The sequence below is a fragment of the Acidobacteriota bacterium genome (genome assembly GCA_016208495.1).
GTDB lineage: Bacteria > Acidobacteriota > Blastocatellia > Chloracidobacteriales > Chloracidobacteriaceae > JACQXX01.
Map to the genome: position 1 here is coordinate 1 of JACQXX010000022.1, position 16,109 is coordinate 16,109.

General features: G+C 50.8%; 16 protein-coding genes and 1 pseudogene. 9 read left to right on the forward strand and 8 right to left on the reverse strand.

Going from position 1 to position 16,109, the window contains the following annotated elements; genetic code table 11:
- The first annotated feature begins 31 nt into the window (after window positions 1–31).
- Complete coding sequence (locus tag HY774_04210; GenBank protein MBI4747665.1) at window positions 32–625, forward strand: hypothetical protein; 594 nt, start codon at window positions 32–34, stop codon at window positions 623–625.
- Window positions 622–876, forward strand: coding sequence for a hypothetical protein (locus HY774_04215; GenBank protein ID MBI4747666.1), 255 nt, complete (start codon window positions 622–624; stop codon window positions 874–876). The genes HY774_04210 and HY774_04215 overlap by 4 nt, the downstream gene beginning before the upstream one ends.
- Window positions 877–903: 27 nt before the next feature.
- Here the strand turns inward: HY774_04215 and HY774_04220 are convergent, their stop codons facing one another.
- From HY774_04220 to HY774_04245, 6 genes and pseudogenes are all read right to left on the reverse strand, one after another.
- Window positions 904–1,062 carry a type II toxin-antitoxin system Phd/YefM family antitoxin gene (locus tag HY774_04220; protein ID MBI4747667.1) on the reverse strand — a complete coding sequence of 53 codons (159 nt, stop codon included), beginning with the start codon at window positions 1,060–1,062 and terminating at the stop codon, window positions 904–906.
- Between the two features lie 143 nt (window positions 1,063–1,205).
- A complete protein-coding gene (locus tag HY774_04225; protein MBI4747668.1) occupies window positions 1,206–1,490 on the reverse strand; it encodes a type II toxin-antitoxin system RelE/ParE family toxin in 285 nt (94 codons plus the stop codon).
- Window positions 1,487–1,708 (reverse strand): addiction module protein, encoded by a 222-nt coding sequence (locus HY774_04230; GenBank protein ID MBI4747669.1) that lies wholly within the window; start codon window positions 1,706–1,708, stop codon window positions 1,487–1,489. Before HY774_04230 ends, HY774_04225 begins: the two co-directional genes overlap by 4 nt.
- A 20-nt stretch (window positions 1,709–1,728) precedes the next feature.
- Entirely contained in the window at window positions 1,729–1,962 is a 234-nt protein-coding gene (locus HY774_04235) for a hypothetical protein (GenBank protein ID MBI4747670.1), read from the reverse strand.
- A gap of 609 nt (window positions 1,963–2,571) precedes the next feature.
- Window positions 2,572–2,865 (reverse strand): annotated as a pseudogene (locus HY774_04240) (type II toxin-antitoxin system PemK/MazF family toxin).
- Between the two features lie 31 nt (window positions 2,866–2,896).
- Complete coding sequence (locus HY774_04245) at window positions 2,897–3,106, reverse strand: hypothetical protein (protein MBI4747671.1); 210 nt, start codon at window positions 3,104–3,106, stop codon at window positions 2,897–2,899.
- A gap of 598 nt (window positions 3,107–3,704) precedes the next feature.
- Between HY774_04245 and HY774_04250 the strand changes: the two genes are divergently transcribed.
- The 6 genes from HY774_04250 (at window position 3,705) to HY774_04275 (ending at window position 9,400) form a co-directional block, all read left to right on the forward strand.
- Window positions 3,705–3,992 (forward strand): hypothetical protein, encoded by a 288-nt coding sequence (locus HY774_04250; protein ID MBI4747672.1) that lies wholly within the window; start codon window positions 3,705–3,707, stop codon window positions 3,990–3,992.
- A gap of 533 nt (window positions 3,993–4,525) precedes the next feature.
- Entirely contained in the window at window positions 4,526–5,221 is a 696-nt protein-coding gene (locus HY774_04255; protein MBI4747673.1) for a (2Fe-2S)-binding protein, read from the forward strand.
- 6 nt (window positions 5,222–5,227) lie between these two features.
- Entirely contained in the window at window positions 5,228–7,417 is a 2,190-nt protein-coding gene (locus tag HY774_04260) for a xanthine dehydrogenase family protein molybdopterin-binding subunit (GenBank protein MBI4747674.1), read from the forward strand.
- 11 nt (window positions 7,418–7,428) lie between these two features.
- On the forward strand, window positions 7,429–8,439 hold the full coding sequence (locus tag HY774_04265; GenBank protein ID MBI4747675.1) for a xanthine dehydrogenase family protein subunit M: 1,011 nt from the start codon (window positions 7,429–7,431) through the stop codon (window positions 8,437–8,439).
- 9 nt (window positions 8,440–8,448) lie between these two features.
- Window positions 8,449–8,718, forward strand: a complete 270-nt coding sequence (locus HY774_04270; GenBank protein ID MBI4747676.1) for a hypothetical protein — start codon at window positions 8,449–8,451, stop codon at window positions 8,716–8,718.
- A 28-nt stretch (window positions 8,719–8,746) separates the two neighbouring features.
- Window positions 8,747–9,400, forward strand: coding sequence for a DUF1326 domain-containing protein (locus HY774_04275; GenBank protein ID MBI4747677.1), 654 nt, complete (start codon window positions 8,747–8,749; stop codon window positions 9,398–9,400).
- Between the two features lie 101 nt (window positions 9,401–9,501).
- Here HY774_04275 and HY774_04280 read toward each other — a convergent pair whose 3' ends face one another.
- Both HY774_04280 and HY774_04285 read right to left on the reverse strand, forming a co-directional pair.
- Window positions 9,502–9,783: a hypothetical protein gene (locus HY774_04280; protein ID MBI4747678.1), complete on the reverse strand. Its 282-nt coding sequence runs from the start codon at window positions 9,781–9,783 to the stop codon at window positions 9,502–9,504.
- 243 nt (window positions 9,784–10,026) lie between these two features.
- Window positions 10,027–10,770 carry a hypothetical protein gene (locus tag HY774_04285; GenBank protein ID MBI4747679.1) on the reverse strand — a complete coding sequence of 248 codons (744 nt, stop codon included), beginning with the start codon at window positions 10,768–10,770 and terminating at the stop codon, window positions 10,027–10,029.
- Window positions 10,771–11,090: 320 nt separating this feature from the next.
- Between HY774_04285 and HY774_04290 the strand changes: the two genes are divergently transcribed.
- Window positions 11,091–15,986 carry an IPT/TIG domain-containing protein gene (locus HY774_04290; protein MBI4747680.1) on the forward strand — a complete coding sequence of 1,632 codons (4,896 nt, stop codon included), beginning with the start codon at window positions 11,091–11,093 and terminating at the stop codon, window positions 15,984–15,986.
- Window positions 15,987–16,109 lie beyond the last annotated feature (123 nt).

Sequence of the window (16,109 nt, forward strand, 5' to 3'; positions counted from 1 at the left end):
CCCCAGTAGAGGTTCAATCAGCACCAGATCGTTGTCACCGGAGCTGGATATTGGTTTCCCTGGAAATGCCCAACCACGACTGGGTTGGACTGGAGCTGGAAATTCTGGCGCTAGTGGAAGATTACTTCCAGGGAGAGAACCCAAACTCCTTGGTCCGGGAGAAGGTAGCCCGCCATCACGGGTATTTTATGGTTATCCAGATGGTGGGATTTCAATCGGGCGTGGAAATCCAAATCAACTTGGGCCACAAGGACCCTTTATTAGTGCTCCCCATGGTATAACAGTTCCAAATCAAATCGGGGGAGTATACTCAATTGACCCTGCTGCAGTGCGATTTAGCCAAGACAGTTGTAATTACTACTTTAAAAATGGTGGTAACATTGATGATTTAGCTGCAGCATTAAGAAATGGTCAGGTTAGTCCAATGGACATTCCCGAAATCCGCCTTGTTGAAAAAGATGGGCTATTCTTTTCACTAGATAATCGCCGTCTTGAAACCTTCAGAAGAGCGCAAATACCAATTCGCTATAGAATGGCGACAGTAAGTGAAATTCAACATGATGCTTTCAAGTTCACTACAACAAATGATGGTGTCTCAATATATGTAAGGAACGAACCAAGATGATAAGTCCTGAACAAGCCAAATCAATTAAAACAAAAGAAGATCTTGTCAACTTTATCAAGCTACTGGTCAGAGATCTTAAAGATGACCCTGACTCTTGGGAAAATTCACGGCTTGACCACTACCTTGATGCTCTTTCAGCCTGGACTGAAGACATGGAAGGGTTTTTTGCAAATGTCGGTGAACCTTTTCCAGAAACCCCAAATTGGAGACTCATTGGAATTATGTTACTTGCTGCTAAAAGGTATGAATAATTATCCATCCAATAATTCAAAAGATTTCTAGCTTGTGGTGCGCTGGTCGTCTGGAATTTCCCGAACCAAGCGACCCAGTGCAGCATCTTCCAGCAATTCCTCAAGGAGAGCACTATATTCCGGCAAGGGCAGGACCGCCGCCGTGCGGTTTCCCTCTTGATCCACAATGTAGTTGATTCCAGCCATAGGTTTTCCTTTCGGTTGAAGTGTCTTTCGCTGGCGGCCAGTGGCTCAAACTGCTTCTTTTGAAACAATCCACTTGCTCCTGCCTCCCGGTCAGGCCGGGCAATGGGTCACTTGAACGTGAGGTGTTCAATTTGAACAGTTGATCAGGGTGAATCCGGATCACGTCTGGCGTGGAGGCACGTGAGCACCCGGACGCTTTTACCCTGAACCGTGAAAAACAGGTGGTAGGGAAAGCGATTGATCACCATTCGCCGAACTTCTTTATAGACAACCGGATACGCCAGTGGGAATTGGGTAATCCGGACCAGTGCCGCATCAACCGCCGCCAACCAGTCCTCTTCCAGACCAGGGTGGTGGGCCTTGTACCAGCGAAAGACGGCAAAGATGTCGTTTTTCGCCTTGTGCCGGATGACCAGCTTGAAACTCATGGCCGTGACCTCAGTTCGGCTTTGGCGGCGTCCCAACTCAGTTCATCATCCGGGTTGGCTTCCACATCGGCCAAACTCCAGTCCAGTTCGGCTTTTTGAGCCTGAGTCAGCGGCAATTCGGCGGCTTCGGCTTCCACGCTTTCCCAGATTTCCAAGGCCAGGGCAATCCGGTCCGCCGGACTCATCTGCAAAATTGATTCACGCAATTCCACGTTCATTTCCTGCTCCTCCTGATTGATTACCTGACCGCCATGGCCTGAACCCGTTTCTTGAACAAAAACGCATCCAAAAAGGCTTTGACCACCAGTTTGTCGGCTTCGGGCAAGGTTTCCACTTCCTGAAATTGCCGCAACAGTTCCCGATCTTCAAACTGGGATTTGGCGGTTTCCTGCATTGCTCCATTCAACAGAAAATCTCCGGTGACCTCCAGGACTTCCGCTAGGCGTTCAGCAAAAGTTGTTTGAGTCGTCATCGGTTTAGCATCCAAGTCTTTGATTTGAAAGCTATTATAGCTGATTCACCTTGCCGTGTCGATAAAAATGGAGTGCAGATGCCAAATATAAAGCGTCTTTGTCTAGTGTGAAATTCTTTCCATAAAGAAGCCAAGATGCTTCATTTAACAGAGCATAAGTCTAGGAGGAGGTTTTGCAATGCCACACTACAGTGAAAGCGAAATAGAGGACGTGTGAAGCGGGCGAACCGGTTGGAGGACCTGGCGCGGGCGTGTGGGTGTGAATTGAAGAAGCACGGAGTGAACAAGTTGGTGATGCGGTGCTTATGGCATCAGGAAAAAACGCCGTCGCTGGCGGCCAGTGGCTCAAACCTGCTCTGTGTGATGAAGATATCACCCACCATTTCACAAGGCATCGGGGTCAAGGCCCAGTTCCTTGAGTTTGGCAGCCAGTTTTTCGGCTTTCAGGCGTTCTGCTTCAGCTTTGAGAAGCGCTTCTTCTTTGGCGATTGTTTCAGCTTCCTTTTCGGTGTGTGTCAGAATCAATCTGGCCTGAGCCTCTGCCAGGTGGTTCAAAGCTTCTTCCTTGAGTTTGAGTTCCTGTCCAGCTTTGTCGGTGTCAGGTGTGCGGACCGACACGGCTGTTCCCAACCGGGATTGGACTTCCAGCCAGTCACGGGGTGAGAGTTTTCCGATCACTGTGACATCCGTGGCCGGAAAGGTCAGTAGGAAACTTCTGAACGCCGTGGAAGCCCGCAATCCAGCGCTTGACCAATCCAGCAACTGGTAATCGGTTGGGCCGGTGGCTCTGGCAACTTGCGTGGTCAACACGCCGACGATCACGTCCGGTCGGGTGCGATGGTATTCGGCACTGGACACCACGACCGCTGGACGCCGTTTCGTGGCATGCGCTCCCGCAAACATCACGTCACGACATCTCCAGGATTAACCACCCTTATTTTTCTTCTTCTAGTGATTGCACATAATGCCAGGAAGCGACGGCGGCTTCCCGCAGGTCAACGTCCGTCCAGTCGTCGCTGTCCTCTATCGGTAACCGTTCCCGATACCTTACCGCCAGCGAATCCAGAAACTGCTCCACTTCCGCCAGGGTTTCCGGCGGCAGACGTTTGATTTTTTCCAGTAAAAGCTGTTCGTGCGTTGTCATAATCTGAAAGATCCTCAGTTGTTCGCTACCTGATAACATCCCTTGTTTGGAATGGTTTACCAACCGAGTCTCAACAGTCACATAAAATTGGTCTCCCGCACTTTTGGTGATGCATTGAGCCTAAGGTTTTGCTCCCAAAAGTCTTGCAAATTGTGAAGCACCTTTTTGATTTTTAAACTATAAGTAGTGTTGAACCAGTAATTTACTTGCCAGACTATCAGCGAAATTGCGGAAGAGCCAATTTTACGTGATTTTTTTCAAGGTAGCTGACCTTCAGCAAGCAGTTAAGAATAGAGACGTAACCGGTGTTATAGCATTTCAGAAGATGATCCCTCCCTGGGAGCGCTGGCATCTTGCCGGCAAATGATTGAAGATTAACCGTTTGGTGCCGGCAGGATGCCGGCGCTCCCAGGAAATATTTACCTGAAAATATAGAATTTACTCACCATCAGAAATTGAAGCTTGAATACATACTGACCTGTACCTAACTCCATATTGGAAAAAGCTTGCGGTCAAATGGAATGTTGAGCCCTGACAATATGTTGTGAACGAGGTTATTCCTCCCAGGCTTATAACGGTTAAATGACAGGAGAAAAAGATGAAGCTGTATTTTTTAGAGAAGTATTTAGGTGAGGTAGTTGAAGAAGGTGACGATTTTCCCTGGAAAATTGGGTTATTTTCACCCAACAGCAATGCAGACAGTTTCAAAGACTTTTTTGCTTATATGGTCAGTGAAGATGTGCAAGAAACCGAACCCCCTTTTTCTGCAGAGCTTTTGGATGATGAGAGTTGGTTTCTTGTGGATGATAGCAATCAGAGGCACAAAATTTCCGTTCCTGCGATTCACCCAGATAACTCAATATGGTGGATATGGCGACCATTTTGATTTCAGGTAACCCTCTGAGGTTATCTCAATTTGTTGCAAACCAGAATTTTGCCAACCACAGAGCTACTAAGTTGAGATAATTTGCTTCTTTAGCCAGAAACCCAACCAAATCAAATGCTTGAGCCTGTCGTTGATCGGCGGGCTTTTGATTTTTCCAAGCAGTGGTTGCTCTAATTTCTATCGAGCATCGGAGTCAAGGCCCAGTACCTTGAGTTTGGCCGCCGGTTTTTCGGCTTTCAGGTGTTCGGTTTTGGTTTTGTCGGTGTCAGCCAGGATACCAAAGCGGCTTCCTTTTACAAAAATTTCACCAAACCCACTCCGGTTGTCTGCTATTCTAGGTTCTCTTTTTTCGCATTCACCAAACCCGTTTCTCTCAAAACGAATTCATCATCTTTCCTGCAGCCAGGTTGCTTAGGCTGGTTGGGAAATTTGCCTCCAGGTCATCTCGAACTGGAGTAAATTGGGTTGCAAACTATTGTAAATAAATTCTTTTATGAGATTATCCCTGCTGTTTCAAAGGAGAACTTCATCGCATGGCTGACAAACCTGATCAACCGGATACCAAACCGGGGCTGCTTCCAAATCTCAGTCGGCGGAAATTTCTCGCCGGCGCTGGCCTGGCCGGTGCTGGTGCCGTCATCGCTGATAAAATCTATTCAGAAATCAAAGGGGAATCATCTTCAACTGCTGTTGAAGCCAATAACGTCCCGGCTGGTGCCATTCCGGTCACATTGACGGTGAACGGCACGAACCGGACGGTTACGGTTGAACCCCGAACCACCCTGCTGTGTGCTTTGCGTGACCATGCCGAGCCACCCGTAACTGGGCCCAAACTGGTATGTGACCAGGGAACGTGCGGTGCATGCACGGTCCTGCTTGATGATAAACCTGTGTATGGATGTCTGGTTCTGGCGGTGGATGCTGTTGGAAAAAAAATCACGACGGTCGAAGGGCTTGGCGCCCCCGACAATATGAGTCCGCTCCAGGCATCGTTTGTTGAACAAGACGCCATGATGTGTGGATTTTGCACTCCAGGGTTTGTCACCACGATTTCCGCCTATTTGAAGCAAAACCCAAATCCAACCACCGACCAGATTCGCGAAGCCTGTAAAGGCAATTTCTGCCGATGCGGCACCTATCCCAAGGTCTTTGAAGCGGCTCTGTCATCAGTCAAAGGGCAACGTCGAGCAGCTTCTGACCTGTTTGCCAAATTTGGAGAGGAGGCATAACCGCACATGCAGGACCAACCGAAACCAAAGCGCAAAATCAAGGTGCCGCGGGTTGTAAACGGCATCGAAACCATGGTTGAAATTGAAGTTGATGACACATCTGGTCCCGGGTGGGGGCCCAATGACCGCCATCGCCTTCTGAACAAACGCATTCCTCGGGTTGATGGACCCGTCAAAGCAACCGGAACCGCTCAGTATTCCTATGATGTGAAGTTGCCCGGAATGCTCTATGGCCGGATTTTGGGTTCGCCACACGCCCGGGCCAGAGTGACAAGCCTGGATTTGAGTGGAGCTGAAAAAATCAAAGGCGTGAAAGCGGCCATCAGTGCCAGGGAAGAAGTTCGATATGAAGGCGAACCGGTGGCTGCCGTAGCCGCCATCACACCCGAACTGGCCGAAGATGCCATTCGGGCCATTAAAGTGACCTATGAAGTTCTGCCACATACAGTCACGGCTAAAGATGCCCTCCGGCCAAATTCTCCGAAAGTCTTTGAAGAAGGAAATGTCGAACCACAAGGAAAACAAGGGGATCCAGCCAAAGTGGCGGCGGCTTTCGCCGGGTGTGATGCCGTGATTGAGGCTGATTACCAAACACCGATGGTTCATCATGCCTGTCTGGAAACCCACGGCGTTGTGGTTGACTATCGCGGTGGTGATACGGCCACGATTTATGCTTCAACCCAGGGCACGTTCACCGTTTCGGGTGATGCCGCCAAAGAGCTTGGGTTGCAACAAAGCGCGGTCACCACAGTGGTGGAGCACATGGGCGGTGGTTTTGGCGCCAAATTCGGACTTGGCCTGGAAGGGAGCCTGGCCTGTCGGCTTTCGAAAAAAACCAGTGCACCGGTCAAAATGATGCTCACCCGGAAAAATGAGTTTTTGATGGCTGGAACGCGGTCTGGTTCCTGGCAAAAACTCAAGGGCGGTGCCCGCAAAGACGGAACACTGGTGGCGTTGCAGGCGACTCAGTATAAGCTCGGCGGGCTTGGCGATGGGTCACAGGCTGGACAGCCGTATGTGTATAAGGTTGAAAACTTTTATCGTGAGATTGCGGCGCTCCATACCAATCTTGATTCCTCACGAGCGTTTCGCGCCCCAGGTCACCCGCAGGCGTCATATGCGATTGAATCATTGATTGATGAACTGGCCTACAAACTGGAACTGGATCCGGTTGAATTCCGCAAGAAAAACCTGACGGACCCGGTGTATCACCGTCAACTTGACCGAGGCGCCAAAGAAATCGGCTGGAGCAAGCGCAACCCCAAGCCAGGTGGAACCCCTGGACCTCGAAAACGCGGCATGGGCTGTGCAGTTGGAGTCTGGGGCGGTGGTGGCCGGCCTCAATGCCAGGTGGATGTGACGATTACCCGTGATGGACTGGTTACCGTAGCGGTTGGGACACAGGACCTTGGAACTGGAACCCGGACCTACGTCCGGGCGATTGTGGCTGAGGAACTGGGCCTGACGCTCAACGATGTCACCGAAAAAATCGGGCGTTCAACCCTTGGGGCCGCGAATCCGTCGGGTGGTTCAACCACGGCGGCTTCACTGGCGCCTGCCGTCAAAGACGCGGCATTCAAGGCACGGACAACGGTTGCCGAGAAGGTCGCTCCCGTGATGGGGGCCAAACCTGAGGAAGTCACATTTCTGAATGGAAAAGTAATCGCCGGTGCCCGCCCGCTCGGGTGGAAACAAGCCTGTGCGGCGCTTCCGCCAGCCGGAATCACCGTGCGGGGTGAGTGGAAACCGGGCCTTTCTGAAAATGGCGTTCACGGAGCCTGTTTTGCTGAAGTCGAAGTTGATGTCGAAACCGGTCATATCAAGCCGATTAAAATGGTGCATGTGCAGGACATTGGCCTTCCGCTTAACCGGCTGGCGGTTGAAAGCCAGATCAATGGCGGGATGATTCAATCACTTGGGATGGCCCTCTATGAAAGCCGGGTGGTGGATTCGCAACTGGGAATTACCCTCAATCCTGGGTTTGGCGACTACAAGCTGCCAGGATCGCTCGAAATGCCCGAACTCATTCCCATTATTGATGATGAAGACACCCGTGAAGCCGTGATTGGTGTCGGTGAACCCGCGTTGATTCCAGCGGTCGGTGCCCTGGCCAATGCCGTGTTTCATGCCTGCGGCGTTCGAGTCCGCGAACTGCCAATTACACCTGATAAAATTTTAATGGGTTTGTTCAAATAGGGGGAAACGACATGAAGGCATTTGAATGGGTAAATCCAACCACCGTCGCTGAAGCCGTCAAACAGCTTTCGACCCAGGTGAGCGACCCGAAAGAAGCGCCGCGGCCTCTGGCTGGTGGTCAGGACCTGTTGACGACCATGAAAGATTACATCACGCAGCCGGTGCGCGTGGTCAACCTCAAATCCATTCCTGGACTGAATAAAATTGAGGGCGATGCCAAAAAAGGACTCAAAATCGGGGCTCTGGTGACGCTCTCACAGTTGGAAGAACATCCAGAGATTCGCAAAAACTTTCCCGCCATTGCCGAAGCCGCTCATTCAGTGGCTTCACCGCAGATTCGAAATCTCGGCACCATTGCCGGCAATCTGTGTCAGCGTCCCCGGTGCTGGTATTTTCGGCTGGAACACGTCGTCTGTCTGAAAAAAGGCGGTGACCAGTGCTATGCCGAAGCGGGTGAAAACAAATACAACGCGATTTTGGGTGGCGGACCGTCCTATATTGTCCATCCATCTGATTTGGCGCCGGCACTGGTGGCACTTGGCGCCAGCGTGGTCATTGTTGGATCAAATGGGAATCGAACGGTCGAACTTGAGAAATTTTTCAAGCTTCCAAGCCAGGGAGACCTGCTCCGGGAAAACGTTCTGGCCGACAATGAACTCATCACCGAAATTCAGGTGCCGGCATCGCCGATGGCCAGCCGTTCAACCTACTTGAAATTCAAGGAACGGGAATCGCTGGATTTTGCGCTGTCTGCCGTGGCCGCAGCCGTTGAACTGGACGCGGCTGGGAAGGTCAAACAGGCCCGGCTGGTTCTGGGTGGCGTGGCCCCAACGCCGTGGCGGGTTCCAAAAGCCGAAAGCTATCTGGTTGGGAAAAAACTGGACGAGGCGACGCTCCAGGAAGCCGCCAAACTGGCCCTGGAAGGCGCCCAACCACTTTTGCATAACCAGTACAAGGTACCGTTGACCCAGACGCTGGTTCGACGAGCCCTGAACCAGCTTGGCGACGGTAAATCAGCCTAAGGAGGGGTTATGAGCAAAGACGATTCATTTGACAATTCAACTGTTGACCCACTTGGGAGCGCGGCGGCTCCCGTATTCAATAGCCCGTTTTGTGGTGAACTGCGGTCAAAAAACTACTTTCTGCTCGATGTCCTGCCAACCAGTGCCGAGCAGTATTTGGATCCAAGCGGTCATTGCTGGTGTTTTATGACCCATCAAGTGGTCGGCCCAGACGGAGGGAAGGTGCATCCAAACCGATGTACTTCAGACCGACGATGTTACAAATCGGCGCTGGCTTGATGAACCGCCCATCAATGGAGTTTGTGTTATGCGAAAGAAATGGATAGCTGTGAGTGTAATGCTGCTGGTGATGGTCCTTCCAGGGTTTGGAAGCGAACCAAAGGCCGGGGCAATTTCAGGTGATTATGTCGAAGCCCGGACGGCAAGCGTCTTCGCCGGTGCCTGTCACTACAATGGGGAGGTGGTCACGATTGGCCGGGATGCCATTTTGGCCTGGAATATTACTTCAGGCGAGTGGAACGGGGTTTCGCTTGCGGGAGTGAAGGCCATGGCGGTGGTGGAAAGTGATCTCAATCTGGAAAAACCGACAGGCCGTCACCAATCAGAACTGGTAGTGGATAGCGCGGCAACCGAAGCCCAGGCTCAGGCCGTCGCCCAGGCCCTGGCCACCAAATATGCCGCATCATTGGGGAAAGTGGTTGCCATTCGCCGGCTCCCAGTTTCTTTTGAACATCAACCAACGGGGTATCAAATCAAAGCGGCTGGGTTTGCTTCATTAACAGTGCAACCGATGCCAAACAATGCCTGTTGCACAATGCCGGGGTTGGTGTGGTATGCACCGTTGGTCCCACTCCAGAATCGGAAAGTGGGTTATACCGTCAATGCCAGCTATGAAGGCAGTCAGGTCGGTATGCCCTGGTCACGCGCCTCTGAAAACAGTGCTTTTTACGGGACATTCTGACTATCGTGGGATAGAAGAAGGTACGGAAATCAGTTTCGGAGAGACGTTGAGTCAAATATTTCAACCATCCTTCCGTTCGCAAAAAACGAAAGGATGGTTTCCTATTTTTGGGTGCTGGCTCCTTGCTGAGAGACTTCGGCGTCATCCTGGAGTCCACACTCAGTCACCGCCGCGCATTTTCCATCGTGAGTCATTTGGAAGCTCTCCAGCCAGTCGTCAAAACCCGAGGTGGGCTCTAACCCAGGACTGGAACTCAAGGCTGGGTCTTCTGAACCCATGACTGATTCATCCTTCACCAAATCGGTGACTGCTTGAAAGCGGAATGATTCCCGCGCCAGCCAGTGGGCTGTTTCTCTTATTGTTTTTCGTGACACTAAAAGCATTGAAACTCCTGAAAAAATAGAAGGTGTTCAAAAAAACCGGTATCAACCCAGAGTAAGTTCCCGTGGTATAACCCGAGGCGACTGGAGATTGACGTGATTTTGAAGTCAGAGTCTTACGTAAAAATTGAGTTCAGGTTCAGATGAGAAATCAAAGGTATTTGAGAAAATGATCCGCCACCTGGATACAAGCTATGCTGTGGTAATTGTATGCCCACCACAGTGAGTCGCAGATCAAATACAGGGTCAATGCTTTCTCATTTCTTCCTCATTAGGAGTCGAGTTTTGAAGCCCGGCGACAGGCTGGACAATGCCCATTGAACTGAGAATTTCAGTAACTTCTTCACACTCAGGGCCATTTGCGTGTAGGAAAACAAAGATGAGTGAGCCGGTTTGGGTTGGTTGAATCCAAAACTCAACCGTGGCTGTTCCCCCATAATCTTGAAACCAGAGGTCAAATTGGATCACGGATTGCTGCCAGGTGTTGACAGTTTTGGTTTGAAAGGTGGCATTATTGGAAAAGGATTTGGCAACGGATAAAGCTTTTGTCGAGCATAGGGTTTGGAGTTCAGTGGGGTTTAATTTGGAATTGAAGACCTTGAGCTGGACATCCCCATAACTCCCCCCATTCCAACCCCAACCCTCGCCGCCAAGTTGACCAATACAATCAGCAATTGGAAGAACCGAATTGACAACTTTTGAGTACTCACTATCCCATTCGCCAATCGCATTTTGTGTGGCATAGATCTCAGCTCGGGAGAGGTGAAAATTGTTCTGAAATTTATTGTGCCAATCAGCCCACAATGAAGGAATTAAAAATCTCTCACCCGTAGGTAGAATTTGGACCTGACGGCCTGACACAGTCAGTCTGGCATTATTATTCCAGTGTGGTGAAAAATGGTTGAGCCAGAATGTATTCAGGGATATTCCAAGCACACAAGAAACAACCAAAATTAAACTACCAAGTAGCCAGTTCTTTATTTTTTTCATCAGAATTCTCCACGGAAAAATTGCAATTTGAACTTGTTAGACCCTGACAATTGAAGGAAGTTCCATTGCAAAAGGAAAACAAGTTGAAAATTGAGGTTTATGGGAGAATAAAAGTCAGCCGTCTTGTTTGATCCAGCCACTGATCCTGGCGATCCATAACTGCCAAAACCGGGATTTTCCTGGAAATAAACCGGTTATTCCATAATTCAACACGGTCATCTGAATTTATACTCTGCTTATCTTGATTTTGATACTCTGCAAAATCGCCCTGTTTTTCCTTTCAGCCGAAATCATCCTTCTCTGTATCGCCTGGTGATCAAATGAGTACCTTCTTTTTTCATAAAGCCTTCTTCCGCCTGCTATCTGGGATTGTGAGCCTGATGGCGATGCTTTGTTTTTCGATTGAAGCTTCAGCACAAAGTGTCGTGATCAACTCGGTGAATCCCAGTCAAGTGAATGTTGGTCAGGTCCCGGCCAAAGTCGTCATCAAAGGGACCGGGTTTACACCTCAATCAACCGTCTTTTTCAACGACGTTCAGGTCACGGCGAAAGTGAAGAAATCCGGTAAAAAAATTGTTGTGACCCAGCTTCCAGCCGAACTGTTTCAGGTTGTGGGTGCGATTCAGGTGAGGGTGATTCCACCAAGCGGGGCTCCGTCAAATACTTTTATGCTGGCGGTTGGGAGTTTGAACAGAATTCAGGTTGCCCAACCCGGAGGATTTTCCCTGGCGGTTGGTGAACAATTTGCAATTCAAGCTCAGGTCCTTGACCAGCTTGGAAATCCCGTTCCGGGTGCTCAAATCACATACGCAAGTTTGAATCCAGAGAAAGCCACTGTTGATGCCACGGGTGTGGTACGTGGTCTGGCCAATGGCGTTGGTACTATTCGACTTACATCGGGTGATGCGTTTCTGAATTTGATTTTCACGGTGACCGAAGTGGCCTCAATTCCGTCAGGGATTGTGGGTGATGGGGATCTCAAGGTAGATGCCAATAATCAGGTATATGCCACTGATTTGCGCAACCACGTGGTCAAAAGTGCTGCCGTTGGCGAACCACTCCGAAATTATGCCGGTTCATTTGGAAATCCGGGGAATGTTGATGGGCCACTGAGCTCTTCCAAATTTAATGGTCCGCTGGGGCTTGGGTTAGGCAAGGATCGTCAAATCTTTCTGGTTGATACCGCCAATCGAAAAATTCGGAGATTCAGTCCTGCGACGGGTCAGGTTGAAACATTGCTCGACCAGGAAAGTGCCCGAACGCTTGGTGGCGTTGAGACCTGGGGACCACGAGGTGTGGTGCAAACTCCAGACGGATTGCTCTACATCACCGATGCCGACAACCATGTCGTTTGGAAAGCTCAAATTGATGGCACCAAAAGTCTCTCGGTGATTGCCGGCGGGGTCGGTGTGGCCGGGTTGGTGGATGGTCCCGGAAATTCCGCCCGGTTTAATGGCCCTCAGGATCTGGTAACCGGCACGACTCCAACGGTGCTGGTGGTTTCCGACCGGGGCAATAAGGTGGTGCGGCTGGTCACGTTGCCGGCTGGGGAAGTGCTGACAGTGGGGGCCATTCCCGCAGCCCGGCAATCCAACACTACTCTCGATCCACAACAGAACCCAACTGGGGTGTCATTTTCAGATCCAAGCGGCCTGGATGTTGACCTGCAGGGAAACATCTATGTGGCTGATGGAAACACGGTAAAAATTGTAGGTTCACAAGGTCAAAATTTTGCCGTGGCTGAGCTGGCACAAACCGGGACGTTTCAAAATGCCGTGGCGATTGCGATTTCTGGCACGACCGCCTATGTGCTCGATGCGGGTCGCCAACAGGTGATTCGAGTTGGATTTCAAGGAACCCCAACCATTACATCAATTACCCCTTCTCAAGTGAAGCTTGGCGAAAATACGGAAGTAAAAATCCAGGGGACGAATTTTTTACCGGAAACCCAGGTGGTGATCGATGGCATTCCCGCGCGCGAAGTCGAGGTTGAAAGTGCGACCGAGATCGAATTTCGGCTTCCACCGATCAGCCAGGCCGGCACCTATCCGGTGGTCGTCAGCCATCGTGGTGGACGGGTTGAAAGCACGATTACCATTGGTGAAGCGCCATCCTTTGGAATTTCTGCTTCACCTGAGGAAGTCGAACTGGTAGCTGGAATGACCGCCCAGGTCACAATCAACCTCCAGCGTCGAAATTTCACCGGCCCGATTACGCTTCAGCTTGACCGGCAGTTACTCGTTGGGGTTGCGGCTACATTTTCACCAAATATTGTGACCGGAAACAGCGCCACCATGACCCTTTCGGCGCTTCCAGGGATTATTCCGGGTGAATTCAAGTTCCGGGTTCTGGGCACAGCGCCAGGACTGGTGGCGTCAACTGAGATTGAAGTGAAAATTCGACCGGCCCAGCCTGGGCAGGTTCAACTTTCTGCTTCGCCTGTTACCCAAACCCTTCGTGCCGGTGAACGAACCCAATTTACCATTTTCTTGAATCGAGATAATTTCGCCGGTGAAGTTGAACTTGAAGTCGAAAACGAGCCCGATGGAATTGATGCGCGGATCCAACCAGAAAAAGTAACCGGCACCACCGCAACGCTCGAAGTTGAAACCAGCAATGACCTGTCCCCAGGTGCCTACACGCTCCTGATCAAAGGTGAAGCCGATGGGGCAGCCATCTTCCCAACTCGTGTCCAGGTCATCATTGAAAATTCAATCACTGCGGGAACGGTTCTTTTGTCGGCTTCGCCGGTTTCTCAGGCTGTCCAGCCAGGTGGGGTGGTGAGCTATGACATTTTTATCAACCGAACGAACTATAGCGGCGAAGTGCGGTTGTCGGTGAGCGGGTTGCCTTCTGGCATCGAAGCTGAGTTTGGTGATGACAGTCCCGACGGGAACCAGACTCCATTGCGACTCACCACCTTGAGAAGTGTGTCGCCAGGTGCCTATGTCTTGACGGTTGAAGGAGATGCCGGCGATGCCTTTGTTCAGCCGACCCAGATCGAATTGATCGTTGAAAGCGAGGGCAGCGGCGATAGTTCAGTTAGTCTTTCAGCGTCACCGACCACACAGACAATTCAACGTAGCGGAGAAGGTCAGTATATAATCTTTCTGAATCGGAATGGATATTTTGGTGAAGTGAATCTTTCGGTTACAGGTGCACCGACTGGAGTCGAGGCTGAACTAGATCCCGATAGCGTGTTTGGGGACCAAACCACACTCTTTGTGAGCGCCGAATCTGAGGCGGCCCCTGGAACCTACGTCTTAACCATTGCTGGAGCTTCAAATCGAGTCCAGATTGACCCAATTCAAGTTATGTTGATTGTGGAAGGCAGCGGCGGTGGTTCAAACGGTTCAGTTCGGATTTCAGCTTCACCCGTGCTGCAATCAATTCAACCCGGAGATGACACCACGTACACCCTCTTTTTGACCCGCACCAATTTTGATGGCGAAGTGGATGTGACTGTAACCGGAGCCCCATTTGGAGTTGAGGCCGAAGCCGACCCGGATAGTGTCGAGGGCGATGTCACTCAACTGATTGTGACCAGTGACAATAGTGTGGCGCCGGGAACTTATACTTTGCACATTGAAGGTGCTGCCAGTGGTGCCACGGTGATCGGAACACAGGTTCAACTGGTGATCGGAAACGGGGGCGGTGGAACTGGTGGAACTGTTACTCTTTCAGCTTCCCCAACCAGTCAAACCATTCGACCAGGGGAAGATACCAGTTACACGATCTTTTTGAGCCGGGTGAGCTACACTGGGGAAGTTAATCTCACTGTGACTGGTGCGCCATTTGGGGTCGAAGTTGAGGCAAACCCTGACAGTGTAATTGGAAATTCAACCACTCTGGTGGTGACCAGCGAAGCAAGTGCGGCACCCGGAACCTATTCACTTCGCATTACTGGAACGGCCAATGGTGCCACTGTCATTGCCACGCAGGTTCAGTTGATCATTGACAACGGTGGCGGTGGTTCGGGCGGAACGGTGACACTTTCGGCTTCACCAAGCAGCCAAACGATTGCGCCTGGAGATGATACCAGTTACACGATCTTTTTGAATCGCAATAACTTTTCAGGTGAGGTCAACCTGACGGTCACTGGTGCGCCATTTGGGGTTGAAGCTGAAGCCGACCCCGATAGTGTGTTTGGGAATTCAACCACGTTGAATGTGTTTACCGAAACCAGCGCTGCACCAGGTACCTACACTCTCCGAATTGAAGGAAACGCCAGTGGCGCCACCGTGACTGGGACACAGGTTCAACTGGTTATTGGGAATGGTGGTGGTGGGACGGGTGGAACGGTGACGCTTTCGGCTTCACCGGGCAGCCAAACGATTGCACCTGGAGATGATACCAGTTACACGATCTTATTGAATCGCAATAACTTTTCAGGTGAGGTCAACCTGACGGTGACTGGCGCGCCTTTTGGAGTCGAAGCCGAAGCCGACCCGGATAGTGTTCTTGGAAATTCAACAAGGTTGGTGGTAACGAGTGAATCCAGTGCAGCATCAGGTACCTACATTCTCCGAATCGAAGGCACGGCCAGCGGCGCCACCGTCGTTGCCACGCAGGTTCAATTGATCATTGGGAACGGTGGCGGGACAGGCGGAACCGTTACGCTTTCAGCATCACCGACCAGCCAAACGATTCCTCAAGGCGAAGATGCCGGCTACACGATTTTCATTTCACGAAGTAACTTTCCAGGCACGGTCACATTGGGCGTTTCGGGTGTTCCAGATGGTGTCACCACTGAATTTTCACCAGCGAGTACAACTGGGAATAGCTCGGTTTTGACGGTTGTGGTCAGCGCGGATGCGGTTCCTGGAGCCTATATGTTGACCATCCAGGGAACCGCGACCGGAGTTGCCATCAATCCAATCCAGGTTGAACTGGTGATTCCTGGCGGGTCAAATGTGAGGCAGGTCATTCTCTCAGCCTCACCAGCTTCTCAAACAGTAAATGTTGGTGGATCAACGACCTACACTGTCTTCTTGACTCGAACGAATGCCACTGGGGAAGTAAACCTTTTTGTGGATAACGTCCCAGATGGGGTCGAGGCTGAATTTACAAATGACTCACCGACCGGAAATACCACCCAACTACAAATCTCGGTTGAGAATACTGCGCAACCAGGCACGTATGTTTTGATCATTGGCGGGGAGGCAACCGGTGCTGAAGTGATCTCCACACAGGTGACCTTGATTATTCAGCGGTGAACTTTCAGGATTTCCAGAGCAAAAAAGGCTGCCCGAGGGCAGTCGCCAAGAAAAGAGAGAATCGGGAGTTTTGAGATTAAAAACCGGATCAGAAACAAATTAAGTCTCTTTCGTAAGTTTCCT